Source organism: Marinobacter xiaoshiensis, assembly GCF_031631795.1.
Classification (GTDB): Bacteria; Pseudomonadota; Gammaproteobacteria; order Pseudomonadales; family Oleiphilaceae; genus Marinobacter; species Marinobacter xiaoshiensis.
In genome coordinates, this window is the sequence record NZ_JAVMBO010000003.1 from 589,235 (window position 1) to 614,639 (window position 25,405).

21 protein-coding genes are annotated in these 25,405 nt (G+C 52.6%); 14 read left to right on the forward strand and 7 right to left on the reverse strand.

Annotated elements, in window-relative coordinates; translation table 11 throughout:
• Window positions 1–7 precede the first annotated feature (7 nt).
• Both gabT and RKA07_RS02630 read left to right on the forward strand, forming a co-directional pair.
• A complete protein-coding gene (gene gabT, locus RKA07_RS02625) occupies window positions 8–1,285 on the forward strand; it encodes a 4-aminobutyrate--2-oxoglutarate transaminase (protein ID WP_310965478.1) in 1,278 nt (425 codons plus the stop codon).
• Between the two features lie 107 nt (window positions 1,286–1,392).
• Window positions 1,393–2,127, forward strand: coding sequence for a VC0807 family protein (locus tag RKA07_RS02630; protein ID WP_310965480.1), 735 nt, complete (start codon window positions 1,393–1,395; stop codon window positions 2,125–2,127).
• A 110-nt stretch (window positions 2,128–2,237) separates the two neighbouring features.
• On the opposite strand, the gene gyrB is transcribed toward RKA07_RS02630, so the two are convergent.
• The 5 genes from gyrB to dnaA form a co-directional block, all read right to left on the reverse strand.
• Entirely contained in the window at window positions 2,238–4,652 is a 2,415-nt protein-coding gene (gyrB, locus tag RKA07_RS02635; RefSeq protein ID WP_200201603.1) for a DNA topoisomerase (ATP-hydrolyzing) subunit B, read from the reverse strand.
• A 78-nt stretch (window positions 4,653–4,730) separates the two neighbouring features.
• Window positions 4,731–5,864: a DNA replication/repair protein RecF gene (recF, locus tag RKA07_RS02640; protein WP_200370827.1), complete on the reverse strand. Its 1,134-nt coding sequence runs from the start codon at window positions 5,862–5,864 to the stop codon at window positions 4,731–4,733.
• A 124-nt stretch (window positions 5,865–5,988) separates the two neighbouring features.
• Window positions 5,989–7,260 carry an ABC1 kinase family protein gene (locus tag RKA07_RS02645; RefSeq protein ID WP_200370829.1) on the reverse strand — a complete coding sequence of 424 codons (1,272 nt, stop codon included), beginning with the start codon at window positions 7,258–7,260 and terminating at the stop codon, window positions 5,989–5,991.
• A 10-nt stretch (window positions 7,261–7,270) separates the two neighbouring features.
• On the reverse strand, window positions 7,271–8,374 hold the full coding sequence (dnaN, locus tag RKA07_RS02650; protein ID WP_200201606.1) for a DNA polymerase III subunit beta: 1,104 nt from the start codon (window positions 8,372–8,374) through the stop codon (window positions 7,271–7,273).
• A gap of 74 nt (window positions 8,375–8,448) precedes the next feature.
• On the reverse strand, window positions 8,449–9,915 hold the full coding sequence (gene dnaA / locus RKA07_RS02655) for a chromosomal replication initiator protein DnaA (protein ID WP_200201607.1): 1,467 nt from the start codon (window positions 9,913–9,915) through the stop codon (window positions 8,449–8,451).
• 680 nt (window positions 9,916–10,595) lie between these two features.
• Between dnaA and rpmH the strand changes: the two genes are divergently transcribed.
• The 6 genes from rpmH to RKA07_RS02685 all read left to right on the forward strand — a co-directional run bounded on the left by rpmH (window position 10,596) and on the right by RKA07_RS02685 (window position 17,299).
• Window positions 10,596–10,730 (forward strand): 50S ribosomal protein L34, encoded by a 135-nt coding sequence (rpmH, locus tag RKA07_RS02660; protein ID WP_008172542.1) that lies wholly within the window; start codon window positions 10,596–10,598, stop codon window positions 10,728–10,730.
• Window positions 10,731–10,745: 15 nt separating this feature from the next.
• The gene (gene rnpA, locus RKA07_RS02665) at window positions 10,746–11,153 is read left to right on the forward strand and encodes a ribonuclease P protein component (protein ID WP_200201608.1); all 408 of its coding nucleotides are present in this window, start codon (window positions 10,746–10,748) and stop codon (window positions 11,151–11,153) included.
• Complete coding sequence (gene yidD, locus RKA07_RS02670) at window positions 11,153–11,446, forward strand: membrane protein insertion efficiency factor YidD (RefSeq protein WP_200201609.1); 294 nt, start codon at window positions 11,153–11,155, stop codon at window positions 11,444–11,446. The genes rnpA and yidD overlap by 1 nt, the downstream gene beginning before the upstream one ends.
• Window positions 11,447–11,450: 4 nt before the next feature.
• Entirely contained in the window at window positions 11,451–13,172 is a 1,722-nt protein-coding gene (gene yidC / locus RKA07_RS02675) for a membrane protein insertase YidC (protein WP_310965484.1), read from the forward strand.
• 93 nt (window positions 13,173–13,265) lie between these two features.
• Entirely contained in the window at window positions 13,266–14,654 is a 1,389-nt protein-coding gene (mnmE, locus tag RKA07_RS02680; RefSeq protein WP_227715149.1) for a tRNA uridine-5-carboxymethylaminomethyl(34) synthesis GTPase MnmE, read from the forward strand.
• Between the two features lie 182 nt (window positions 14,655–14,836).
• Window positions 14,837–17,299, forward strand: a complete 2,463-nt coding sequence (locus RKA07_RS02685; RefSeq protein WP_310965485.1) for a YCF48-related protein — start codon at window positions 14,837–14,839, stop codon at window positions 17,297–17,299.
• Window positions 17,300–17,308: 9 nt separating this feature from the next.
• Here RKA07_RS02685 and RKA07_RS02690 read toward each other — a convergent pair whose 3' ends face one another.
• Window positions 17,309–17,767, reverse strand: coding sequence for a YchJ family protein (locus tag RKA07_RS02690; RefSeq protein WP_200201612.1), 459 nt, complete (start codon window positions 17,765–17,767; stop codon window positions 17,309–17,311).
• A 117-nt stretch (window positions 17,768–17,884) separates the two neighbouring features.
• Here RKA07_RS02690 and RKA07_RS02695 point away from each other — a divergent pair, with 117 nt between their 5' ends.
• Window positions 17,885–18,088 (forward strand): YgaP family membrane protein, encoded by a 204-nt coding sequence (locus RKA07_RS02695; protein WP_310965486.1) that lies wholly within the window; start codon window positions 17,885–17,887, stop codon window positions 18,086–18,088.
• Window positions 18,089–18,196: 108 nt separating this feature from the next.
• Here the strand turns inward: RKA07_RS02695 and RKA07_RS02700 are convergent, their stop codons facing one another.
• The gene (locus tag RKA07_RS02700; protein WP_200370841.1) at window positions 18,197–18,514 is read right to left on the reverse strand and encodes a c-type cytochrome; all 318 of its coding nucleotides are present in this window, start codon (window positions 18,512–18,514) and stop codon (window positions 18,197–18,199) included.
• A 390-nt stretch (window positions 18,515–18,904) separates the two neighbouring features.
• Between RKA07_RS02700 and clrA the strand changes: the two genes are divergently transcribed.
• From clrA to RKA07_RS02725, 5 genes are read left to right on the forward strand one after another with little or no spacing between them, the layout of a single operon-like run.
• Window positions 18,905–21,679 (forward strand): chlorate reductase subunit alpha, encoded by a 2,775-nt coding sequence (gene clrA, locus RKA07_RS02705; protein WP_435404605.1) that lies wholly within the window; start codon window positions 18,905–18,907, stop codon window positions 21,677–21,679.
• 12 nt (window positions 21,680–21,691) lie between these two features.
• Window positions 21,692–22,672: a chlorate reductase subunit beta gene (gene clrB, locus RKA07_RS02710; RefSeq protein ID WP_200201615.1), complete on the forward strand. Its 981-nt coding sequence runs from the start codon at window positions 21,692–21,694 to the stop codon at window positions 22,670–22,672.
• 16 nt (window positions 22,673–22,688) lie between these two features.
• Entirely contained in the window at window positions 22,689–23,432 is a 744-nt protein-coding gene (locus RKA07_RS02715) for a molecular chaperone TorD family protein (RefSeq protein WP_200201616.1), read from the forward strand.
• Window positions 23,433–23,462: 30 nt separating this feature from the next.
• Window positions 23,463–24,293: an ethylbenzene dehydrogenase-related protein gene (locus RKA07_RS02720; protein ID WP_200370848.1), complete on the forward strand. Its 831-nt coding sequence runs from the start codon at window positions 23,463–23,465 to the stop codon at window positions 24,291–24,293.
• 10 nt (window positions 24,294–24,303) lie between these two features.
• Window positions 24,304–25,395, forward strand: coding sequence for a P-loop NTPase (locus RKA07_RS02725; protein ID WP_310965488.1), 1,092 nt, complete (start codon window positions 24,304–24,306; stop codon window positions 25,393–25,395).
• Window positions 25,396–25,405: the final 10 nt, after the last annotated feature.

The window sequence follows — 25,405 nt, forward strand, 5'->3', positions numbered from 1 at the left end:
TGGCAAAGTGAGCAACAAAGAACTTCAGGCACTCAAAGAACGCTATGTTGCAGCAGGCGTTGCGAGCCCAAATGAGCAATTTGCTGACCACGCAACCAACGCAGAACTGTGGGACGCTGACGGCAAACGTATGATCGATTTTGCCGGTGGTATTGGTGTTCTCAACATCGGCCACCGCCACCCGAAAGTAGTGGCAGCGATCAAAGCCCAACTCGATAAGCTGATGCATGCCTGCCAAACGGTTATGCCCTATGAGGGCTATGTGCGCCTGGCGCAGAAGCTGAGCGAAGTCACTCCGGTTAAAGGCCATGCCAAAGTAATGCTGGCCAACTCCGGTGCGGAAGCACTGGAAAACGCCCTCAAGATTGCCCGAGCGGCCACTGGTCGCACCAACGTCATCTGCTTCAACGGCGGTTATCACGGCCGCACCTTTATGACCATGGCAATGAATGGCAAGGCAGCACCTTACCAGACCGACTTTGGCCCCATGCCAGGAAGCGTATTCCGCGCACCTTATCCTGTTCCGTATCACGGGGTTACAGAGGAAGAAGCACTGCGTGGCCTGCAGATGACTATGAAAGCCGACTCTCCGGCAAACCAGACTGCTGCCATCGTGCTCGAACCGGTACTGGGCGAGGGTGGCTTTTACGCAGCGCCCACCAGTTTCCTTAAAGCACTACGGAAAATTTGTGACGATAACGGCATCCTGCTGATTGTGGACGAAGTTCAGAGTGGCTTTGGCCGTACCGGCAAGATGTTTGCGCTTGAGCACAGTGGTGTTGAAGCTGACATCATTACCATGGCGAAAAGTATGGCTGACGGTATGCCAATCTCAGCAATTGTTGGTACCGACAAAGTCATGGACTCGTCCGGGCCCAACTCGTTGGGCGGCACCTATACCGGCAGCCCGACTGCCTGCGCGGCTGCCCTTGCTGTATTCGAGGTATTCAAGGAAGAGGATATCCTGGGCAAGAGCATACGCCTTGGCGAAAAGCTGAATCAGCGCTTTACCCAGTGGCAGGAGCAGTTTACCCATGTGGACAACGTACGTGGGCTGGGGCCCATGGCCGCATTCGAAATGGTTGAAAGCAAGGAAAGCCGTAAACCAATGCCCGAAATGGCTGCAGCAATTACCAAGAAAGCCCAAGAGAAGGGACTGATCCTTCTTAGCTGTGGCATGTTTGGGAATACCCTGCGTTTCCTCATGCCGGTAACGATCGAGGACAGTATCCTTGAAGAAGGCTTGGCGATCGTTGAAGAGTGCCTGAAAGAAGTCGGCGCTTGATACCTTTTGTTTGATCCATTTGTGAAACAAGCCGAACCTCCGGGTTCGGTTTTTTTATGGCGTTCGTCGTATACTGGCCCGAGCAGTTTCACTAATCAGGCAGAGCCATGACCGCATCAAATACTACCGCCGTGCCCGACCACAAACCCAGACCTTGGGTCGATCTTCTGGTCAGCATTATCATTCCATCCGTTATCCTGATGAAGTTCAGTGGCGACCAGCATCTTGGCAGTGTCAACGCCCTGATCCTGGGCCTGGCCTTTCCACTAGGGTGGGGCCTTTTCGAGCTGATTCGTTACAACAAAAAGAACTTTATAGCCTTGCTGGGCCTGGTAAGCGTGGGTCTAACAGGTGGTATCGGCTTGCTGGAACTGGATGCCGGCTGGCTCGCCATAAAGGAAGCAGCTATTCCCGCAATCATTGGTCTAGCGGTGCTTGCCTCAACACGCACGAAATACCCCCTGGTTCGCACGCTCCTCTACAATCCTAATGTGCTCGATGTCGATAAAATTCAGAAGACCCTGGAAGAAAAGGACCAGGTAGAAGAATTCGAAGGGCGCCTGCTCAATGCCAGCTACTTTTTTGCCGGCACCTTTCTGTTTTCTTCCATCATGAACTACGTTCTCGCCCGCTGGATTGTCGTCAGCCCGTCCGGTACCCAAGCGTTCAATGAAGAGCTTGGAAGGATGACTCTGGTGAGCTATCCGATGATTGCCATCCCCTCTATGGTGATGATGATGCTCATTTTCTATTATCTTTGGAGAACCATCCGCAGGCTTACGGGCTACACTCTGGAAGAAGTCATGGCGCCTCATTTGGCGGAGAAGGAAAAAGCCAGGTAATCAGCTTCGTATGACGGAAGATAATGCAGTAATCCAGTGAGGCACCCGGTTTTCAGGTATAAAAAAAGCGGCCACAGTGGGCCGCTTTTTTGTACCTGCTTAAAACCCCATTAAATGTCGAGGTTGTGCACTTCCAAAGCGTGAGCCTGGATAAAGTCACGACGGGGCTCTACATCATCACCCATCAATGTTGTAAAGATCTGGTCTGCTGCAACAGCATCATCAATCTTCACTTTCATCATGCGGCGGCTATCGGGGTCCATGGTGGTTTCCCAGAGCTGATCCGGGTTCATCTCGCCCAAACCCTTATAGCGCTGAATGGTCAGGCCACGCTGCGCTTCCTTCATCAACCAATTCAGTGCGCCCTCAAACGACAACACAGCCTGCTTACGCTCACCACGCTGTATGTAGGCTCCGTCTTCAACAAGGCCATTCAGGGTCTCGCCAAGGCGTGCAATTGAAGCGTAGGACGGTGAGTCGAAGAAGTCATGGTTAAACACGTACTCCGTAGGAATACCGTGTACATGAATGGTTACCATGGGCAGGAACAGGCCCCGCTCAGAATCCTTTTTGACGGAGAAGGTAAATTTGGTTCCGGTGCGGGTGTCCAATTCCAGACCATCACCCAGACGACTTGCCCAAGCAGCTACTGCTTGCTCATCCTTCAGATCCTCTGCTTTCAGAGTATCGTTGTGCAGCATTTGCTCCAGCACCATCGCAGGATACGCGCGGGACAGGCGCTCAATCATCGCCATAACCGCCTGATAATCCTTCACCATGGTCTCAAGGGCAGAGTCCTTGATAGGTGGCGCTTCCGGGTTCACATACAGTTGTGCACCTTCCAGAGATGTCTGGGTGAGGTAGGCCTCCATTGCCTTCTCATCCTTCAGGTACTGCTCCTGCTTGCCACGCTTGACCTTATATAAGGGAGGCATAGCAATAAATACGTGGCCACGTTCGATAATTTCGCGCATTTGGCGGAATAGGAACGTGAGTAGCAGCGTGCGGATGTGAGAACCATCCACATCGGCGTCCGTCATGATAATGATGGAGTGATAGCGAAGCTTGTCAGGGTTGAACTCTTCCCGACCAATGCCACACCCCAAAGCCGTAATGAGAGTACCCACTTCAGCAGAGGACAGCATCTTGTCAAAACGTGCTTTCTCCACGTTCAGGATCTTACCTTTCAGCGGCAGGATAGCCTGGGTTTTGCGGTCTCGGCCCTGTTTGGCGCTACCGCCGGCCGAGTCACCCTCCACTATGAACAGTTCGGATAGAGCGGGGTCTTTCTCCTGGCAGTCTGCCAGCTTGCCGGGTAGGCCGGCGATATCCAGAGCACCTTTGCGACGGGTCATGTCCCGAGCTTTACGCGCTGCTTCACGGGCACGCGCTGCTTCAATCATCTTGTTAACGATCAGTTTGGCTTCGTTAGGCTGCTCTTGCAGGTATTCGGCAAAGCTCTGGTAGAGCTCCTGCTCAACGGCCGTTTTTACTTCCGAAGAAACCAGTTTGTCTTTTGTTTGCGAAGAGAACTTGGGATCAGGAACTTTCACACTGATGATAGCCGTCAGACCTTCGCGGGCGTCGTCACCGGAGGTGCTTACCTTTGCCTTTTTACCCAGACCTTCCTGTTCAATGTAGTTGTTCAGGGAGCGGGTAAGTGCTGAACGGAAACCTGCCAGGTGAGTACCACCATCCCGCTGGGGAATATTGTTAGTGAAGCAGTAGATGTTTTCCTGGAAGGCATCATTCCATTGCATGGCAACTTCAACCACGATGCCGTCTTCCCGTTCCCGGGTAAAATGGAAAACCCGGTTTATAGGCGTTTTATTGGTATTGAGATGCTCAACAAACGCTCTCAATCCGCCTTCGTACTCAAAAATTTCTTCCTTTCCACTGCGCTCATCCGTCAGACGAATGCGAACGCCACTGTTCAGAAACGCCAGTTCCCTGATGCGTTTTGCCAGAATTTCGTAGTGGAACTCAATAGTAGAAAAGGTTTCCGGAGACGGTATGAAATGTACCCGGGTACCAGAAGCTTCCGTATCGCCAACAGGTGCCAGGGGCGCAACGGGCACACCGTGTGTGTACACCTGTTCATACACCTTGCCATCGCGACGGATAGTCAGGGTGAGGGTAGAGGACAACGCATTTACAACCGAAACGCCTACACCATGAAGGCCACCAGAAACCTTGTAGGAATTATCATCAAACTTACCCCCGGCATGCAGCACCGTCATGATAACTTCGGCAGCGGATACGCCTTCTTCCTCGTGGATATCCACAGGAATTCCCCGGCCATTATCCTGAACGCTTACCGACTCATCCGGGTGAATAATGATGCCTATCTCGGAGCAGTGTCCTGCCAAAGCTTCATCGATGGAGTTATCCACCAGTTCAAAGACCATATGATGCAGGCCGGTTCCATCATCGGTATCGCCAATATACATCCCTGGCCGTTTTCGTACCGCATCCAGCCCCTTCAGGACTTTGATATTGGCGGAACTGTAGCTCGATTCACTCATTAGGAAACTCCTGAAGCTTAAGGGCCGGCGCAATCCTGAAGCAGCATTTTGTGCGGCTAAAAGGTCGGTAGGCCGGTTTTATTCTTCCTTCAATTTGCCATGTTCCACGTGGAACATTCGGTAATCAGGTATTTGGTTATTCTGCCACAACGACTCCGGATCAGGATGTTCAATGGCGGTAATAAATACCTGGCAACGTAACTGCTGTAACTTCCGAGCCAGCATGGTTCTGTGGCTCTCATCCAGCTCGGCGTTAATATCGTCAACCAAAAAGCTTACCTGCTTTCCAAGATCGTTTAACACCATGCTCTGGGCAATCTTCATCAGAATGACGAGGGTCTTTTGCTGGCCGCGAGAAAAGGTTTCCGCCACCGGTCGTCCCTGAAACCTGATGCGGATGTCTGCACGGTTTGGCCCATAAAGGGTATGCCCCATGCGGGCTTCCTGCTCCCTGTGACGTACCAACACATCAGCCAGAGACTGACTCGTGTCCCATCCAGGGTAGAATTCAAGTTTCAGCCCGTCTGTCCAACTCACATCCACTTCGTGAACCAGGCTGTCGAACGCCCTTTTGAACTGATCAAAGGCGGTCTTTCGGGCATCGCTTATTCGTTCGCTCAGTGCCACGTACTGGGTATCCCAGATACGCAACATGGATTCGTCTAGTCTACCATTTCTCAGCGTTTGATTCCGCTGTGATGTGACTCTCTGGCACTGTTGCCAGCTTGAAGCGAAAGAAGGTTCCACGTGGAACACTGCCCAATCGAGAAATTGCCGACGTTTTCCGGGACCTCCCGCGACAATGTCAAACACGCCCGGATCGATTACCGAAACTGGCAAATGCATCGCGAGCGAAGATAAGCTGCGTACACTTTCTCCATCGACCCGCAACGTCGTTTCTTTTTGCGCAACATCCCGGGAGATCCCCAGGCGATGGGCAAGAGCCCCTTCACCAGGATTATTACGATGGCTGTCAAACCCATGGTCCAGGCCACCAAACACGGTGAAACGCTGCTGGCCATGCTGCACAACTGCCTGATGTCTACTCACCCGGAAGGATCGGCCCAAACCCAGATAACCAATTGCTTCGAGCACGCTGGTTTTGCCACTACCGTTCGCACCGTGAAGAAAGTTGAAAGACGGTGAGAAGGAAACAGGTTCAGTAGAAGACAGGTTGCGAAAAAACTCGGTATGAAGTTTAACCAGCGCCATAGGAAGCAAAGCTCGTCGCGGCAGCAAGAGGAATGGAACGAATCCACGAAAAAAGGCAGCAACTCGCGAATCACACGAATTGCTGCCTTAGTGTACAAAACCAGGCTTGCGAAGGCGACTGCCTTCAGTGAAGCATATTCAGGCGGTCGTCCATAAACACATCCATTTCCGGCGCGAGAATATGTACGTATCGATCAAAATACAGGAATTGTTTCAGAAGCAGAGCGAACTCCCTCGGAAAGTGCAGGCCGTGGCTTTCACCGACCTTCACCATATCCATAAGGATGCTATTCACGTCGTCCTCAGCCTGGTCCGCCTGATAAGGGACATGATCGGGCACCATTTTATCCATTTGCTGGTAAAGTTTGCGCAAATCTGCAGCAAGATCGTGTACCTTCACGGTATGCTTGGTAATCCCGATACGGATCATGGCATCTGCCATGCCCTCGAAATTCCCAACCATCACTGCCGATATAAAATCACTGACCGCTTCCCAGGTGTCTGGGCGAATACGTCCAACAATACCAAAATCAATAAACCCTACGCGCCCATCCTTCAACACCATCAAATTGCCTGCGTGGACATCCGCATGGAAAAACTCGCACTTCGTAAGGCTGGCAAACCAGGTGTTCATGGCCGTGATCAGCGTTCGTTCCGGATCCTTTGCATAACCGCGGATGCTTTCCAGGTCCGTTAAGGGTACACCGTGGAACCGCTCCATCGTCAGGATCCGGCGAGTACTAGCATGCTCATATACCGCTGGGACTGTTGCATCTTCATTATGGGTATCATGAAGGAACTTCCGGAAAACCTTGAGGTTGTTCGCCTCTTTAATGAAGTCACACTCCTCCATCATAGTGCGTTGAATTTCTTCAACGATACCTGAGAGAGACGTCCAGGAGAGCTTGGGTGCGAGGGTTTCCAGGATACGTGCCGATAGGTACAGGAAGTTCAGGTCGGTCAGCAGGATATTTTCAACACCTGGCTTTTGGACTTTGATGACCACGTCTTCGCCGGTCACCAGGCGCGCCGCATGCACCTGGGCAATGGAGGCGGAGGCCAGAGCTACCGGATCAATCTCGGAGAACACTTGATCAATCGGCCGATTCAGCTCTTTACTGATAATTCCTTTTATAACACCGAACGGCAAATTAGGCGTACGATCAAGACAGTACTGAAATTCCTCCACATACTCTTTCGGGAAGAAGGTCGGTGAACTGGCGATGAACTGCCCGAGTTTAATGTAGGTTGCGCCCAGTGATTCGAAAGTCTGGCGCAGCATACGCGGAGCAGGGGGGCGCTCCCCCCTGACCCAATTGACACCGGTTCGGCCGAGTACAGAAAGTGTTTGCCCTATTCTGAATACGCCTTTGATTCCGTTCGTTACGGTGCCCATTTCTTATCTCCTATAGCCTCATCGGCATAACCACATAAAGGCAGCGGTTATCAGTTTGCGATTCGATCAATGCACTGCTGTTGGGATTCGACAGGGTGATCTTTACCTGCTCATCATCCAGCGCATTCATTACATCTATCAGGTAGCCTACATTAAAACCGATCTGTAGTGATTCGCCCTGATAATCCACTGGCAGCGCGTCTTCGGCCTGTTCCTGATCCGGATTGTTTGCAAACACCTGCAATTCGTTTGTGGCCAGGTTCAGCCGAACACCGCGAATATTCTCATGGGACAATATTCCGGCGCGCTGAAGGGTGTTTTTAAGCGTGCCACGATCTGCCAGGACAATCTTGTCGCCGCCGCGGGGAATTACCCGGTTATAGTCCGGGAACTTGCCTTCAATCAGCTTGGAGGTAAACGTGTACGACCCAACCGTAGCTCGCAGATGGTTATCACCAATAACCAGAGTAACGGGTGTTTCTACATCATCCAGCAGGCGCGACAACTCAAGCACGCCTTTACGAGGCACAATTACCTGCCGAGGTTCGGCACAACCGGTGTTCAACTGAACGTGGGCCATAGCCAACCGGTGACCATCGGTAGCAACCGTGCGCACGTGGTCCTTATCTACTTCAAGCAATAAACCGTTGAGATAGTAACGCACATCCTGCTGGGCCATAGCGAAGGCAGTTGCGTCGAACATACGCCTCAGTTCTTTCTGCGGCAGCTCCAGCCGGAAACTCTCAGGCTCATCTTCCACATTGGGAAAATGCTCAGCAGGCAGGGTAGACAGGGTAAAATGACTTGCACCACATCGTACATGCAAACGATCGCCTTCAAGCACAAGCTCGATTGGCGCTTCGTCTCCTAGAGACCGACAGATATCTGAAAGCTTGCGGGCAGGGACGGTGATACGCCCTGGATGGTCAACATGGACAGGTGTTACCCGGCCGACCAGCTCAACTTCCATATTTGTCCCGGTCAGAACCAGGGTGTTGTCTTCGGCTACCAGCAATACGTTGGACAGTACCGGCATGGTCTGCTTTTTTTCAACAACACCGGCAATGCTTTGCAAAGGTATGAGCAGGGATTCACGGCTGATCGTCAGTTTCATGTCACTCAGCTTTCTATTGTTGGAAGGATGAATGTAATTTTTGCTTGAGGCTTCACACATCTTCTGCACAGAAGTCAGGTGGTCAGCAATCTCATAAAGTTCTGATAGTCCTCGCGGATACCAGGATCTGTTTCCTGAAGCTCCACAATTTTCTTGCACGCATGCAAAACGGTGGTGTGATCTCGACCACCAAACGCATCGCCAATTTCCGGCAAGCTGTGATTCGTCAGCTCTTTGGACAACGCCATGGCGACTTGGCGGGGCCGGGTTATCACACGAGTGCGCCGCTTGGAATGAAGATCCGCAACTTTGATTTTATAGTACTCAGCCACCGTACGCTGAATGTTATCTATGCTTACTTGCTTCTCATGCAGGGCAAGCAAGTCTTTCAGGCTTTCCCGAATAAACGGCGGCGTAATTTCCGAGCCGGTGAAGTGAGCATTCGCTATCACCAAACGAAGCGCGCCTTCGAGCTCTCGCACGTTTGATCGTATTTTCTGGGCGATAAAAAAAGCGGCTTCGCTGCTTAATTTAACATTGGTTTGCTCAGCCTTTTTCATCAGAATCGCAACCCGCGTTTCCAGCTCAGGGGGCTCAACCATCACTGTAAGCCCCCAGCCAAAGCGGGACTTTAGACGCTCTTCCATATCCACGATTTCTTTCGGAAACCGGTCACAGGTTACGATGACCTGCTGCCCACCTTCCAGCAACGCATTAAAGGTATGAAAGAACTCTTCTTGTGAGCGCTCTTTACGGGCAAAAAACTGGATATCATCAATCAGCAAGGCATCGACTGACCGGTAATACCGCTTGAATTCATTGATGGCGTTCAGCTGCAATGCCTTGACCATATCGGCAACAAATCGCTCAGACCGCAAGTAAGCAACCTTTGCGTTAGGGTTGCGGCGAACAATGTCGTTCCCGATTGCGTGCATAAGGTGGGTCTTACCCAAACCCACACCGCCATATAAGAACAGCGGGTTGTATGCACCACCGGGGTTCTCGGCAACCTGCATGGAGGCGGCTCGTGCGAGTTGGTTCGACTTGCCCTCTACAAAAGTGTCAAACGTAAAGCCCTCGTTCAGAAAGCTCTGGTGCTTGATATCACCCTCTACCTGAACCGGCCTGCGCCCACCGTTGGATGTGTACTCATTAAGCTGTGCTTGCCGATTACCGCCTGAAGTTGCTGCAACAACCTTTTCTTCTTCAGTCACCCTGCCACCGGACTCTTCCTGAATCCGCTTGCCGGTATCCTGCTTAACCAGCTCGGAGCGCACAACCGGCTCACTTTCCCGGGGAGCTGAGCCTACTTTCATTCCTACTCGTGGAGCCTGGCCACCGTTTAAATCCTTCAGCACTTCTTCTATACGACGGAGGTACTTCTCATGGACCCAGTCCATCACAAAACGGTTAGGGGCAAACAACATCAGTTGCCCTTCCCGATGATCAGACTGAAGAGGCCTGAGCCAGGTATTGAACTGTTGTGCGGGAAACTCATCCCGGAGTACTTCAAGACATTGATGCCACAGTCTGTTCGGCACGACAGCCAGCTCCCGATAACCCATAATTTTCTCGGACCTGACAACAACTGTCCGATCCCGAAAGATGACCACGGATTCTAACCCGCCAGACCCTTCAGTGAAAGAGCAAAAGGCTCTTCATGAACACCCTGTGGAAATTTATCTACCGATTTATCAATATTTTACAGACTTGTGTACAACCTTGTGTACAGAAAATTCCTGACTGAATAGTTACACACAACCCTGTGTGTACAACCGATCCTCAGCTCTGTGCACAATCACCTTGTCTTTCGGTGGATAACTAAAACCTCTTCCCTCATCCCTACTTGTCCACAATCCGTTATGAACTCATCCACAGGGCTTAGGGCCACTTTTACGATCCTTTATCAATGATCCAATTATATGATTTTATTAGTATAATTTCAGTTCTCCACAGAAAACAGCCCCTGTAATAACAGTAATAATAGAATTCTTTAAAGAATATTAAAAAGACCTATAACTACTATTATTCTGCTGATCACCTCCAGGTGGCTGGTTTGTTTTCCAACCTCCCCGAACATACAATCCGGCATCGGCATAAGCCCCTACCAATAAACATTGAACCCTCAGCAGAATTTGCATAGAATGCCGCTCCTGTTTTGGCTATTAATTTTTTAAGCCATTTCCTGAATGTCCAACACACGAATTGTGAGATAGTCACCATGAAAAGAACGTTTCAACCAAGCGTACTGAAGCGTAAGCGCGTTCACGGATTCCGTGCCCGTATGGCAACTGCCAACGGCCGCAAGGTAATTTCCCGTCGTCGTGCCAAAGGCCGTGCACGTCTGTCTGCGTAATCTGTCGTTCGCCTCATGAAGGCTTTGAATTTTCCGAAATCACATCGCCTGCTACGGCCAGCTGATTACGGCAAAGTCTTCAACGACGTACAGCTGAAGGTTCCGCACAGGAATTTTCTGATCCTGGCTACTCCGAATAATCTCGGACATGCCAGGATCGGTCTTGTATTTGCGAAAAAGAACCTGAAACTGTCTGTTCAGCGAAACCGGATCAAGCGCCAGGTACGGGAAACCTTTCGTAACCAGCCTGAACTTCCCGGAATGGATATCATCGTTCTTGGACGCCAAGGGCTAGCAGCAATGGACAATCACGCCGTCCGTGCTTCTCTCGATGGTCTCTGGCATCGGTTATCGAAAAAATACTATCAGCTACCGCCATCTCGGCCAGCAGAAACCACTTCTGCCGGTGAGGGAACAGGTTAATGCGAAAGTTGCTTCTTTTTCCCATCCGCTTCTACCAGTATGCCATCAGCCCGCTAATGGCCAGCCATTGCCGCCATTATCCAACCTGCTCACAATATGCTGTGGAAGCTATTTCTCATCACGGTTCACTGAAAGGTCTCTATCTGTCAGTTAAACGCCTGCTGAGATGCCACCCTTGGGCCGAAGGCGGTTACGATCCAGTACCTGGCACTGTAAACTCTGCTCCAGAAGAAACGACCTCCTGTTGCCCTCGGGCTGACCATTCCCCAATAACAACCCAGACCAGACAGTAACTCTATGGATATTCAACGCATCGTATTATTTGCCGGCCTGGCTATTGTCAGTTATCTGATGGTACTTGCCTGGAACGAAGATTATCACCAGCCGGTTCCTACTGAGCAGGTTGCAGAATCCGGGCGTATCCAGTCCGATAACAGTTCGGCTGATGCCATGGTACTTCCAGGCGAGGTCTCCCAGGGGAGCACAACCGCAAATCGTGCAAACGAAGAATTTACAACACCGGAAACTGGCCAATCCGTATCCAGTCCTGCTTCTTCCGGTGTAAGCGTAAGTGATCAATACATCACAATCCGCACCGATGTACTGGATCTGGTTGTTGATCGTGTTAGTGGCAACCTCGTCAAAAGCTCTCTACTTAGCTATAACAAGTCGCTGAATAGTGAAGAACCTCTCACGCTTCTCAACAACACTGAAAACCGTTTTTATGTGCTTGAAAGCGGTTTGATTGGCCAAAATGGCCCGGATAGTGCCAAGAACGGACAAGCTCCCGTATACACCACAGATGCCACCAGCTATGAACTTGCGGAAGGCGAAAACGAACTGACCGTTAATCTCGTTCACACCATGGATAACGGTGTTCAAATCACCAAGCTCTATCAGTTCGCCCGTGACAGCTATGAGATTCGCGTTCGTTATCTGATTGATAACCGTTCCAGTGAGAACTGGCAGGGTAACTTTACCGGCAAGATTGTTCGTGACCAGTCACCAGATCCTACGTCTGGCCCCAGCATGGGTATCAAGGCGTTTCTGGGACTGGTGACCAGTTCACCTGAAGACCCTTACGAAAAATATGACTTTGGTGATCTGGAAGACAAGCGCATTAACGAAACAGTCACTAACGGCTGGATGGCATTTTTGCAGCACTACTTCCTTGCTGCCTGGGTCCCTGATCGGGACCAACCCGCACAATTCCAGACCACTCGCCGTGGTCCCCTGCATGTAATGGGTTTTGTATACCCGGCAACAACAGTCGCACCTGGTGAAACAACAGAAATTGGCGCCAGTGCCTATGTAGGGCCGAAGATTATCGATCGCCTTGAAGCCGTTGCGCCCAGCCTCGACCGTACTGTCGATTTCGGTTGGCTGTTCTTCATCTCCTTGCCGCTGTTCATCATCATGGAATGGTTTCACAGCTGGGTAGGAAACTGGGGTGTATCCATTATTTTGCTGACCGTTCTGGTTAAAGCTGTGTTCTTCAAACTATCAGCAACCAGCTATCGTTCAATGGGGCGTATGCGGGCAGTTGCACCACAGCTTACCCGTCTGAAAGAACTGTACGGCGATGACCGCCAGCGCATGTCTCAGGAAATGATGGCGCTGTACAAGAAAGAAAAGATCAATCCGCTGGGTGGCTGCCTGCCAATTCTGGTGCAGATGCCAGTGTTTATCTCCCTGTACTGGGTACTGTTCGAAAGCGTACAACTGCGCCATGCGCCATTTATGCTCTGGATCCACGACCTTTCGGTAATGGACCCTTACTTCATTCTGCCGATCCTTATGGGCGCCAGCATGATGTTACAGATGAGCCTGAACCCGACGCCTCCCGATCCCATGCAGGCGAAGATCATGAAGCTGATGCCAGTAGTATTTACCATCTTCTTCCTGTGGTTCCCGGCAGGTCTGGTACTCTACTGGTTGGTAAACAACATTCTTTCGATCAGCCAGCAGTGGTACATTACTCGCAAAATCGAAGCAGAAATGGCCACAAAAAAGCACTGATCCTGTGACCGTTTGATTGTTCAGTAGAGGCTCCGCAAAGGGGCCTTTACTGTTTCAGGAATGCACAAAATTGCTGTGGAAGAGGCATTACCCATGAACCAGAACCCTGGAATCTCCAATACGCCCGACACCATAACAGCCATAGCCACAGCACCTGGCCAGGCTGGCGTAGGAATTGTTCGAGTATCTGGGCCACTGGCAAAGGACATTGCCACCGCAATGCTGGGGTATTCGCCAAAGCCCAGATACGCCCATTACGGGCCTTTTCTGGATAAGAACAGCGAGTTGATAGATGAAGGCATCGGGTTGTTTTTCCCGAATCCGCACTCGTTTACCGGGGAAGACGTTTTTGAGTTGCAGGGCCATGGTGGCACCATCATTCTGGATCTTCTTTTGCGGGAAGTCCGTCGACTCGGGGCCAGGCTGGCTCGCCCTGGGGAGTTCTCCGAGCGTGCATTCCTTAACGACAAACTGGATCTTGCCCAGGCCGAAGCCATTGCCGATCTCATTGAAAGCAGTTCAGAGCAGGCGGCTCGCTGTGCAGTAAGATCCATGCAAGGAGTGTTTTCACGGCGGATCGAAACATTGGTTGAGGCTGTTACACACCTGCGGATTTATGTAGAAGCTGCCATCGACTTTCCGGAAGAAGAAATCGATTTTTTGGCCGATGGCAAGGTAGCCACTGATCTGCAGGCGTTGCTTGCACAACTCGAGGATATTCTGGGCGAAGCCCAGCAAGGCACCATTCTGCGTGATGGCATGAAGGTTGTAATTGCAGGGCGCCCCAACGCCGGAAAATCCAGCCTGCTCAATGCCCTGGCCGGTCGCGAAGCGGCTATTGTAACTGCCATTGAAGGCACTACACGGGATGTGCTGAGGGAACACATCCACATTGATGGTATGCCTCTACATATTGTCGATACCGCTGGTCTGCGGGACAGCCCGGATGAAGTGGAGCAAATAGGTATTGCTCGTGCCTGGGATGAAATACGTCAGGCAGATCGAATTCTGTTAATGGTGGATGCGACCACCACTGAGAAAACCGCACCCCATGAAATCTGGCCAGATTTTATCGACCAGCTACCCGCGGCTGCACCGGTTACAGTAATCCGGAATAAAGTTGATCTGAGTGGCGAAAGCGTAGGGCTTTCAGAGGTATCTGGCGACGGTACACCAGTGATTCGACTGGCAGCCAAGTCCACCGATGGTCTGGACGTGCTCAGGGACCATCTTAAGCAATGCATGGGCTTTGCCAGCACCACCGAAGGTGGCTTTCTGGCCCGTCGCCGGCATCTGGATGCGCTGGAGCGTGCAAAGGACTTTCTTGTACAAGGCCAGGCGCAGCTGGAAGGCTATGGTGCTGGTGAGTTGTTGGCTGAAGATTTACGGGCAGCCCAGGATGCCTTGGGAGAAATCACAGGGCAGATTACGCCGGATGATTTGCTTGGAAAGATTTTTGGTTCGTTTTGCATTGGGAAGTAGAAATATCAACCACACCAGTGGACTGTATGGAACACCCATCAGAGATGAGTGGTTTTGATAAGTGTTTCCTGGTGAGCTTATTTGACAGATCCCAACCCCCTGCCTATATGGATACAGTAACCGTATCCGCTGGATATTGGTTCGGCTGAACGGAAAACTCCACCCACGGGGGTGTCTCAGCCATGGATATTTTTAATAGCAGAAACGTCTTTTTTAGCCCATCTATTCGCCCGAGTGGCGCCTTTCCAAGAGTATTTCTTTGGCTAACGCTGATCATGGTGCCGTTACTGGCGTCCTGTGGCGGGGACAACGATAACAGTAATAATACAGCTCCCGCGGCGCTCTCGATTAGCTCCCAGCCAACCAGTCAAACTGTAACAGAAGGTTCGGCTGCCCTGTTTTCCGTAGCGGCTAAAGGGACCGGGACACTAAGCTACCAGTGGCGTCGAAACGGCAGTGATATTGCCGGCGCGCAAGGGAGCAGCTACACCTTGGCGACTGCAGCATTGGCAGACACGGGTGCCAGCTTTACGGTGCGGGTGTCCGATGACAACGGATCTGTTGATAGCGCTGCGGCCATCTTGACGGTAAATGCCGCATTGGCTGCGCCGACAATTACAACCCAGCCTTTGGCGCAGTCAGTTGAACAAGGCCAAAAGGCCACTTTCACAGTGACTGCAGGGGGCACTGCTCCATTAAGCTATCAGTGGCAACGGGACAATATAGATATTGCAGGTGCCAACGCCGCCAGCTATACCACTCCCGTGCTCACCCTCGCAGCGGACGACGGCGCTGTTTACAGAGTGATTGTGACCAACCCGGTGAATAGCGTTACCAGCAGCGATGCCGTAATTACAGTTACCCAAACACTTTTGGCCTGTTCGGGCGGTGCGCAAGCTGGCTGGTGCTGGATAGAACCCAAACCCCATGGCAATACCCTCCGAGATGTTGAATATCTGGGCGCAGATGTGTTCGTGGCGGCCGGTGGCGGTGGCGTATTCATGCGCTCCACTGACGGCGGTGCCACATGGAGCACCAGTTTTGCCATCGGTAGCAGTGTTAACGCCATGCATTTTGTCAGCAGCACCTTAGGATATGTAGTGGGTGATAGGGGTTTTATCGCTCGTACTGATGATGGCGGGCAGACCTGGTTGCCTCAGATAAGCACCGTAGAAACCACACTGCACGAAGTACACTTCTTTGACGCGAACCTGGGCCTCGCCGTTGGCGACTCCGGGACTATTCTTCATACCACAGACGGTGGCGGCACCTGGACACCGATCACAGTGCCGGCGTTCGGACACGCTTTTGGAGTGAGTTTTGCTGATGCCGATGTTGCCATAATTGTGGGTTCAGGCGGTGCCCGCCTGCGTTCTGTCGACGGTGGCGCCAGCTGGAACCGGATTGATACACCGGCTGGCTGTCAGACCTGCACTCTGATAAGCGTCACTTTCACCAGCGCCACCACCGGTTTTGCCGTTGGTGATATATCGAACTCATTGATGCGCACTGACGATGCCGGCCAAACCTGGACGAAGGTGCCGGGAATTAATGCTGCAGGAGGGAGTGCCGATTGCAGATTGGAAGATATCAGATTTTCAGGTACCAATGCCCTGGCTGTATCCACCTGCGGTTCTGTTACACGTTCCACGGATGGAGGGATAACCTGGACCAAATTCCCGGCGGGCGGTAGCAGGTTGGAAACCACCACTTTCGGCGTCGCGTTCGGTACGGGTTCCGCCATGGCAGTGGCAGTGGGGGGTGAAGGTCAGATCTACCGCACCACCAATGGGGGAACAAGCTGGACCAGTATCTTCCCTGAACGTGTGCCACAGGACTTCTATAACGTGTATTACAAAAATGCCAGTACGGCTTACATTCTGGGCAGCACAAGCTATAAGTCAACCGATAGCGGGCTCACATGGGTTGAGGATTCATCGCTACCTAGCGGGCAGAGAGCGATGGCTTCAACCAATGCGGGACTGTTTACTGCGGGGGGCAGTCAAAGTATCTTCCAATCGGACGATGGGGGACTTAACTGGAGCCGCGTTCTTGCTGTGCCGTCTGGTTCCGATCTTTTCACCAATTTTTACTTTTTCAACTCCATGATTGGTTACGCCTATGGTGACGGGGCAACTGTTAAAACAATAGATGGGGGTCTTACCTGGACTTATGTGTTTGGTGGAAGAAACCCCATCGTCGGAATCCATTTTTATACCAACCAGGTTGGTGTGATGGTGAACATTAGAGGCATTTATCGCACCGTAAACGGGGGAGCAAGCTGGTCCGAAGTCCAACGCTCCCTGAAGCGCCTTGCAGGTGCTGCATTCTCGGGTAATCGTGGGGTTGTTGTTGTCTCTAATGGCACCGTGTACAGATCATCTGATCAAGGAGCAACGTGGATTGAGGCTACCGGAGTGACTACCGAAATCTTCAGAGGGGTAGGAAGTAACCCATCCGGCACTTTATCTATCGCCTACACCGAGTCGGGCAACATGCTGAAGAGTGTGGATGGCAGCAGCTGGAGCAAACTTGCATCGCCAGTGGGTGGCCGGATCAACATGCTCAGTTACTATAACGACTCGTTAGGCCTTGCAGTTGGTGATGATGGGGTTATCTTGCGCACAACGACCGGAGGGGAATAAACGAACCCTCTACAAACAACACACCTTGAACTTCCTGCCGCTACCACAAGGGCAGGGTTCATTGCGCCCGGGTTTCAGAATACCTTCATCCGGTTGGCCTTTGAGGTAGTACCAGCGCCCATCTTCCCGCACAAACACGGAATTCTCCTGCAAATATCCCCAGCCCGACCCCATGCGATAAATAGCCTGAAAGTGCACATGGCCTGTATCGCCTGTTTTTCCACTATCCATAATTCGTAGCGATACCCAGTCTGGTGAATCGTCCAGATTCAGCCTGGTTGGTCGCGTGCTTTGGTGCCAACTGGATCGCAAATAATCTTCCAGCTTCAGAGCAAAACCGGTGAAGCGTGAGCGCATGAGCGCTTCAGGGGTTGGGGCAATGTCTCCATCATGGTAGCGCTGACAGCAGTCCGCATAGTTACGCTGGCTGCCACAGGGACAATATGAGATATTGGTTTGATCAGGCATAAGGTTATAACCATTGTGCTTAGGGCTTATGCAGGCAAGTATACCAGCCCGATCTGGAGGCTGATTTCAGCTTTTTTGGTTGAGTGCCTGGGCAGTATCAATTTAGAGGTGATGACTATGTCTATTGAGCGTCTTGTGTTTGCCATTGCAGGAGCGTTCGTTCTCCTCAGTGTTGTTTTGTCGCAATTGCATTCTGTTTATTGGCTTTGGTTCACCGCATTTGTGGGCGCAAATATGCTGCAGGCAGCTTTTACCGGGTTCTGCCCTCTGGCGAAGATTTTGAAGGCGCTGGGTAAGCAGTCAGGAACTGCCTTTAATTGAAGAGGTTGTTGGTAACAGAGCTGAATTGAACATGCATTTCAATGCCGGGTTATAACTTGGCTGTATAATCCGGCATTTAAAAATTTAAAGTAATTTAGATATATTTTATTATTGCTTGCTGTAATAAGCAGCCATGTCCGCAATATCTTCATCGGTCAGATTCCTCGCCTGCGGTGTCATAACCGCCGACATTCCTCCGTTGCGTTCGCCGGCACGATAAGCCTTAAGGGCCATCTCAAGATATGCCGGTGCCTGGCCAGCAAGGTTGGGGTAGATCGGGGCTGTGGATTGGCCGTCAACACCGTGGCAGGCAACACACGTGGTGATTTTTTTTGTAATTGCTTCAGCATCTGCTGCGATTGCCGGCAGAGCAAAGGTGCCAAGGATAATGCCAGTCAGCGCGTGCTTTCTCAGTACCGTTTTCATATCGATCTCCAGAGTCTGAACCATTCCACAGGCTTTCATGTTTGTAAAAGTAAGCGTTAGGACATGCCTTTTTGCAAGGAAGTGCTGAGTATGTGCTTGCTCATATTTGACGTGTATCAAGATTTACCAGGAGATTCTCAGTAATAGGTATATTACGACAACTTCGAAAAAATAACCTATGATAATTTTAAAGGAGTTGCCGATGAAGAAAGCGCACTGATAGTTTATAACATTGTTTCTTATATGATAATTAATGTCATTAACGCTGCTTTCCTTCGCAAGACTGCACATCGGGCAACCCATTAATTTTAAGCGTGACGAACAGGTCATAAACAAGCTGCGGCCGGCCCTGATCGGCACAAAGCGGCAATTGTCGATGAGGAGAGAGTCATGGGAATGTGGAAGCTTAAGCGCCGCGATTTCCTCAAGGGTTTGGGCGCAACGGGTACTGGGGTCATGCTCAGTGGCAATGTTTGGGCGTTGAACCGGCTACAGCCAATAGAAGACACCCTGGCCACAGAATACCCGTACCGTGACTGGGAAGACCTGTACCGCAATGAGTGGACATGGGACAGCGTTGGCCACGCGGCACACTGCATTAACTGTATGGGTAACTGCGCCTGGGACGTGTACGTTAAAGACGGCATCGTTATCCGCGAAGAGCAGATCGCCAAATACCCACAGGTTCACGAGAACATCCCCGATGCCAACCCCCGCGGTTGCCAGAAAGGCGCGATTCACTCCACCTCCATGTACGAAGCGGACCGCCTGCGCTATCCGTTGAAGCGTGCCGGTGAGCGCGGCGAGGGTAAATGGCAGCGTATTTCCTGGGATCAAGCCACGGAAGAAGTGGCGGACAAGATTATCGATATTTTTGTGAAACACGGCCCCGGCAAACTCAAGACTCACCAGGGTTCCGGCAACCAGACCATGGTTCGCCAGTCTGGCCCCGCGCGTTTCGCAGCTCTGGTGGGTGGTATCCAGCTCGACGGCTTTACCGTGGTGGGCGATCTGTTGACTGGTGCGCACCTCGCCTACGGCAACCCGCTGGAGAGTTTCACCTCGGATGCCTGGTTTGACGCCGATTACATTATGCTCGGCATGATCAACCCCAATGCCACCCGTATTCCGGATGCCCACTATATATGGGAAGCCAAGTACAACGGCGCACGCATCACCAGTACCTCACCGGATTACAACCCCAGTGCCATTCACACCGACTTGTGGATGCCCATTGAGCAAGGTTCCGATCCCTTCCTGGCCATGTCCTTTGTTAACGTGATCCTGGAAGAGGGGCTGTATAAATCTGACTTCATTAAAGAGCAGACCGACCTGCCCATGCTGGTGCGCCGGGATACCGGCAATCTGTTGCGGGAATCAGATCTGGTGGAAGGGGGTTCCGATGAAGTGTTTTACCACTGGGATCTGAACACTAACAAGGCCGTAAAAGCCAAAGGCTCCATGGGTGACGATGACAAAACCCTGAAGCTCGACAATGTGGACCCGGCCCTTGAAGGCACCTTTACGGTAGAGCAAGGCCTCAAGGTCACCACGGTATTTGAGCAGGTCAAGCAGGAAGCGGCGAAGTTCACACCGGAAAAGACCCGGGAACATACTGGCATTCACCCGGATATCGTGCGCCAGGAAGCACGCCTGCTGGCCAAGTCAAAAAAAGCCATCATCATGCTGGGCTACATCACCTCCAGCTACTCCAACTGCCTCTACACCTGCTGGGGCTACGCCCTCACGCTGGCCTTAACCGGCCATGGTGGTCGTACCGGTGGCCTGGATACCTCATGGGTTGTGTGGAATCATCCCCGCTGGAGCGAACTGGCAGGCTTTGAAGGCAAAAAATCAGCCCGTCTGGAAGCCGGTGGTTTGGGTGAATTCCTGCGTGGCGGCATGATGGAAGGTGCTCGCAAGCACTTTGACAACAAAAAGCTGAAAAAACGCGTTGGCTTCGATCTCGATGAGATGGAAGAGATGATGAACGAGTCCATGGAAAAGGGCTGGATGCCGTATTACGGTGAAATCAAAGGCATGATTTCCATTGCCGACAACACCTTCCGCCGCAACAAGATGAGTAAAAAGTACCGCGAAGAACACCTGCGCCAGGCGGAAGAGCTGTATGTGAATATCAACGTGCGCATGGACTCCACCGCCGAGTGGGCCGACTATGTGCTGCCAGCAGCCAGCCACTATGAAGCCTGGGATATCCGTACCCAGGGTTATCACCGCTTTGCCAACATCTTTACCCGTTCGGTTGAGCCGGTGGGCGAGTCCAAGCCCGACTGGGAAATCATGGCGCTGCTCACCAAGAAGATTCAGGAACGCGCCATCGCCCGCGGTATTGGCCCGATCCAGGATGGTGATGTAACCCGTGATCTGCACACCATTCACGACGACTTTACCCGCCAGGGCACACTGAACACCGACTACGATGTGCTCAAACACATCATTGAAGACTCCCCGGAATTTGGTGGCGTCACCATTGAAGAAGCCGCCGAGAAGGGCTTCATCGTGATGAATGAGCACGCCGGCCTGAACCAGCCCCTGAAGCCGGATGAAGGCTATAACCCCTTCACCGCGCAAACCGATGGCAAGAAGCCCTATGAAACCCTGACCGGTCGTATCACCTTTTTCTGTGACCACCCCTGGTTCAAGAAGTTGAACTCCACTGTACCCACTGCGCGTTTGCATGCGGGGCCCAAGGCGTCCAACTACCCATTGGAATTCTATTCGCCTCACGCCCGCTGGGGTATTCACTCCAACTGGCGCAGTAACAAGTACCTTCTGCGTTTGCAGCGGGGCGAACCGAACATCTACATCAATCCGCAGCTGGCTGAGCAGCGGGGCATCAAGGACGGCGACACGGTGCGGCTGTTCAATGCCAACGGCGACTTTTACGCCCAGGCCAAGTTCTACCCGAGCATTCCGGTGAACTCCATCATGATGGAGCACGGCTGGGAACCGCATCAGTACATCCAGCGCAAGAACATGAACATGTCCAATGCCGTGTTCCTGCAGCCGCTGGAATTGGCGGGCGGCTGGGGTCATCTGCAGTTTATTTACGCCAAATGGAACGCTAACCAGCATATCCATGAGAGCTGCTACGACATTGAGCTGGCAAAGCACGAAGACATCACCGACCCACGAGCCGTTTAAGAGGAGATAATCATGACTGTTAAACGCCAACTCAGCATGGTCCTGGATCTGAACAAATGCATCGGCTGCCAGACCTGCACCGCAGCCTGCAAACTTATGTGGACCAACCGCAACGGCCGTGAGTTCATGTACTGGAACAACGTGGAATCCCAGCCGGGTAAAGGCTACCCGCGGGATTACGAAAACATGGGCGGCGGTTTTGATGCCGACGGCGCGTTGCGTCTGGGCCGCCAGCCCAGCCAGGAAGACTATGGTATTCCGTGGGAGTACAACTACGAAGACGCCCTGATGACCGGCACTGACCCCTGGCTGCGCCCCAACGTGAAGCCTACCTGGGGTGCCAACTGGGACGAAGACGAAGGTTTGGGTGATTACCCCAACAGTTACTATTTCTACCTGCCGCGCCTGTGCAACCACTGCGCCAACCCGGCGTGCCTGGCGGCCTGTACCCGCAACGCCATCTACAAGCGCCAGGAAGACGGCATTGTGCTGGTGGATCAGGAACGCTGCCGTGGCTATCGCTACTGTGTAAATGCCTGCCCGTACAAGAAGATCTACTTCAACGAGGAGATTTCCAAATCCGAGAAGTGCATTTTCTGTTACCCGCGGATTGAAAAAGGCCTGCCCACCGCCTGTGCACAACAGTGTGTAGGGCGCATCCGCTGGATAGGTTATCGCGACGATGAAGACGGCCCGATTCACAAGCTGGTGGAGAAATACAAAGTGGCCTTGCCGCTGCACGCGGAGTGGGGCACTGAGCCCAACGTGTTTTACGTGCCCCCTCTGTCGCCGCCCAAGTTTGGCGAAAATGGCGAGCAACTGGATGAGTCCCGTATACCCCTGTCGTATCTGGAAAGCCTGTTTGGGCCTCGCACTGGAGAGGTTCTGGACACGCTGCAAGATGCGCGTCAGGCCAAAGCCGATGGGGAAGACAGCGAACTCATGGATATCCTGATTGGCTACAAACACGCTGAAATGTTCAAACTGAGCTGACGCCGGGAGGCATGCAATGACGCAATTAGCAGCGCCCGCTGTCCGGCAGCATGAACGGGAGTTCGCCGAGGCGCGCGGGGCTATCTATCGGCTTGCCGCCGTGGCCCTGAGCTATCCCATGGAAGAAACCTGGGAAGCTCTCACCGATGGACGCCTGCAAGAGGCGCTCAACGAAGCCTGGCAAACGCTGGGTGGCGAACCCTGGCCCAGGTTTGAATCAAGCCCGACTTCGCAAGATCTGCAAGTGGGTTACATGGCCACGTTTGTGCACGGTAAGCGGGGTAAACCCAGAGTGCCATTGGTGGCCAGTGCCTACGACAGCCTGGTAGGCGGTCTGACACCTGGCGCCTATCTACTGAATGTTCAGGCATTTTATACCCACTTTGGGCTAACAGCGGCAGTGGACGACGAAGGTCACAAAGATCAGCCTGATCACCTTATAGCGATGCTGGAGTTCTGCGCACTGCTGTGCCATCTGGAGGTTCAGGCACTGGAAAACCAGCGGGATGCTGCGCCTTACCGTCGTGCTCAACGGGATTTTCTGGTGCGATACCTCAGGCCCCTCCTGCAAACCATTCGCGCAAAATACGCCCATGAAAATCAGCACGGTCTGGATGCCAATCTGGCTCATTTGGTGAAGGTGCTCCCGGACTGGACCCGCACCCAACAGCTGGCGCTGGAAAATCAGGTAGGGCCATGCCCCGAAGAAGGGGCACGAAAAGCAGGCCCCGAAACCACCAGCCAGCCCATGTGGGACTGAACCCAACCGATTAGCATGAGGAACCATGCCATGACATCGAAAAACATCGAAAACGGTCGCCTGGCAAAGAGTATTGGCCGGCTAACCGGCACGCTAACCCTGGCGGCCTGCATCCTGGCAAGCAGCAACCTACTGGCTGATCACACCGATAGGAACCCGAACGTGAGTGAGGTAAAAGCCTGGGATACGGTGAAAGTTTCTCGCATTCCTGATGGCATTTACTTGCGCACCCAAAACGACCCGGACGACCTGATTTGGGATCGCTTACCAAAGTATCGAACCAACCTGTTACCGGCACCCCCGGTACATCAGTCGGTTGGCCTGCGTTTCGACGAAGGCTCCACACGTGGCAAGCATGTGTATTTCCAGATAGCCCGTTCGGATGAGCGTTTATACATTCGCCTGCATTGGAAAGATGCCAGCGAAGACCGAGCCACCACCGTAGACACATTTAGTGATGGTGTGGCGGTGCAGTTTGCACTGAAGGATGTGGATACCTCATACATGATGGGGACTGATCACGAGAACCCTGTAAACATCTGGTATTGGCGCGCCGATACGGACAAAGTGGAGAATCTGGCCGCGGGTGGCTATGGCAGCACCACCACCTTGCCCCAACAGAGCGTGAAAGGCGCCAGCGCCTACGTGACCAGCGACGTTCCGCAAAAGAGGGAGTGGCAAGTGGTGATGTCGCGGCCGTTCAAATCTGATGGCGAGTACGATGTGGATTTTGATCGTGAAACCATACCTATGGGCTTTGCTGTATGGCAGGGTAACGACAGCGAACGCGATGGCAACAAACGCGTAACCCACACCTGGATCCTGCTGGACACAAGCCTGAATGGCAGTACCAAGAACTAAGGAGCCTTAGATGGCGGTTTCCCATTTTCCCGGTCGTGACCCACTGGCTCTGGTACCGGAAGATTGCGGCCGTGGCCATGCCTGCCAGTTCTGCCCAGAAGAAGAGCAGTGCAAGCTGGACAAGGGGCAGCACGAAAAACGTCTGATTGAATCACGCCTTGCGCAGATTGGCCAGATCATTATGGTCATGGCCAACAAAGGCGGCGTGGGTAAAAGCACCGTGTCGGCCAACGTAGCTGCAGGGCTTGCAGCTCAAGGATACCGGGTAGGAGTGGCGGATGCCGACATCCATGGCCCCAACCAAAGCCGGTTTTTCGGTTTTGTGGGCCAGCGCGTGCGCCTGGGCAAACAGGGTTTGCCACCAAAGGATTTTGAGTTTTTTGGTCTGGAGCACCCGGTAAAGGTTGGTTCTTTGGCCTTTATGATGGAAAGGGACGACACCCCCATTGTCTGGCGGGATGCTTACAAGCACGACTTCATGCACCACCTGATTGGCTCATTCGATTGGGGACCGCTGGATTTTCTGGTAATCGACATGCCGCCGGGCACAGGCAACGAACTGATTACCCTGGCAGATATGCTTGAAGGCCATGATGTAGCCGCATTACTGGCCACGACACCCCAGGAAGTGGCGTTGATGGACAGCCTCAAAGCCGTGCGTTTTTGCCAGGAGCGTGGCATGCCAATGATTGGCGTGGTGGAAAATATGGCGGGCGTAACCTGCCCCCACTGCAGTGGGCATTTTCATGTATTCCCCCGCTCTCATCTGGCGGATGCTCTGGCAGCAGCCGATGTGGCATCTGTGGCACAAATCCCCTTGTCGCTGGCATTGTCCAGTGGCTCTGATACCGGAATACCAATTGTGCTTTCAGAACCTGAAGGCCCGGAAGCACAAGCATTCGCACCGGCCGTCGACGCTTGTGTAGCACACGCCAAGGCGGGTTTTGCTGACGCCGCAAAGCAATCCCTGCATGGGCTTGCACAGGCCAGCCTGGAAAGCGACGAACTTGAGCAGGCGCTGGGAGCCGTTCCACCAGAACAACGAGACGCCCTGCGCCAACAACTGGAATCCTTGCTGGGTAACAGTAACGAGCCTTCCTGACCCACTCATA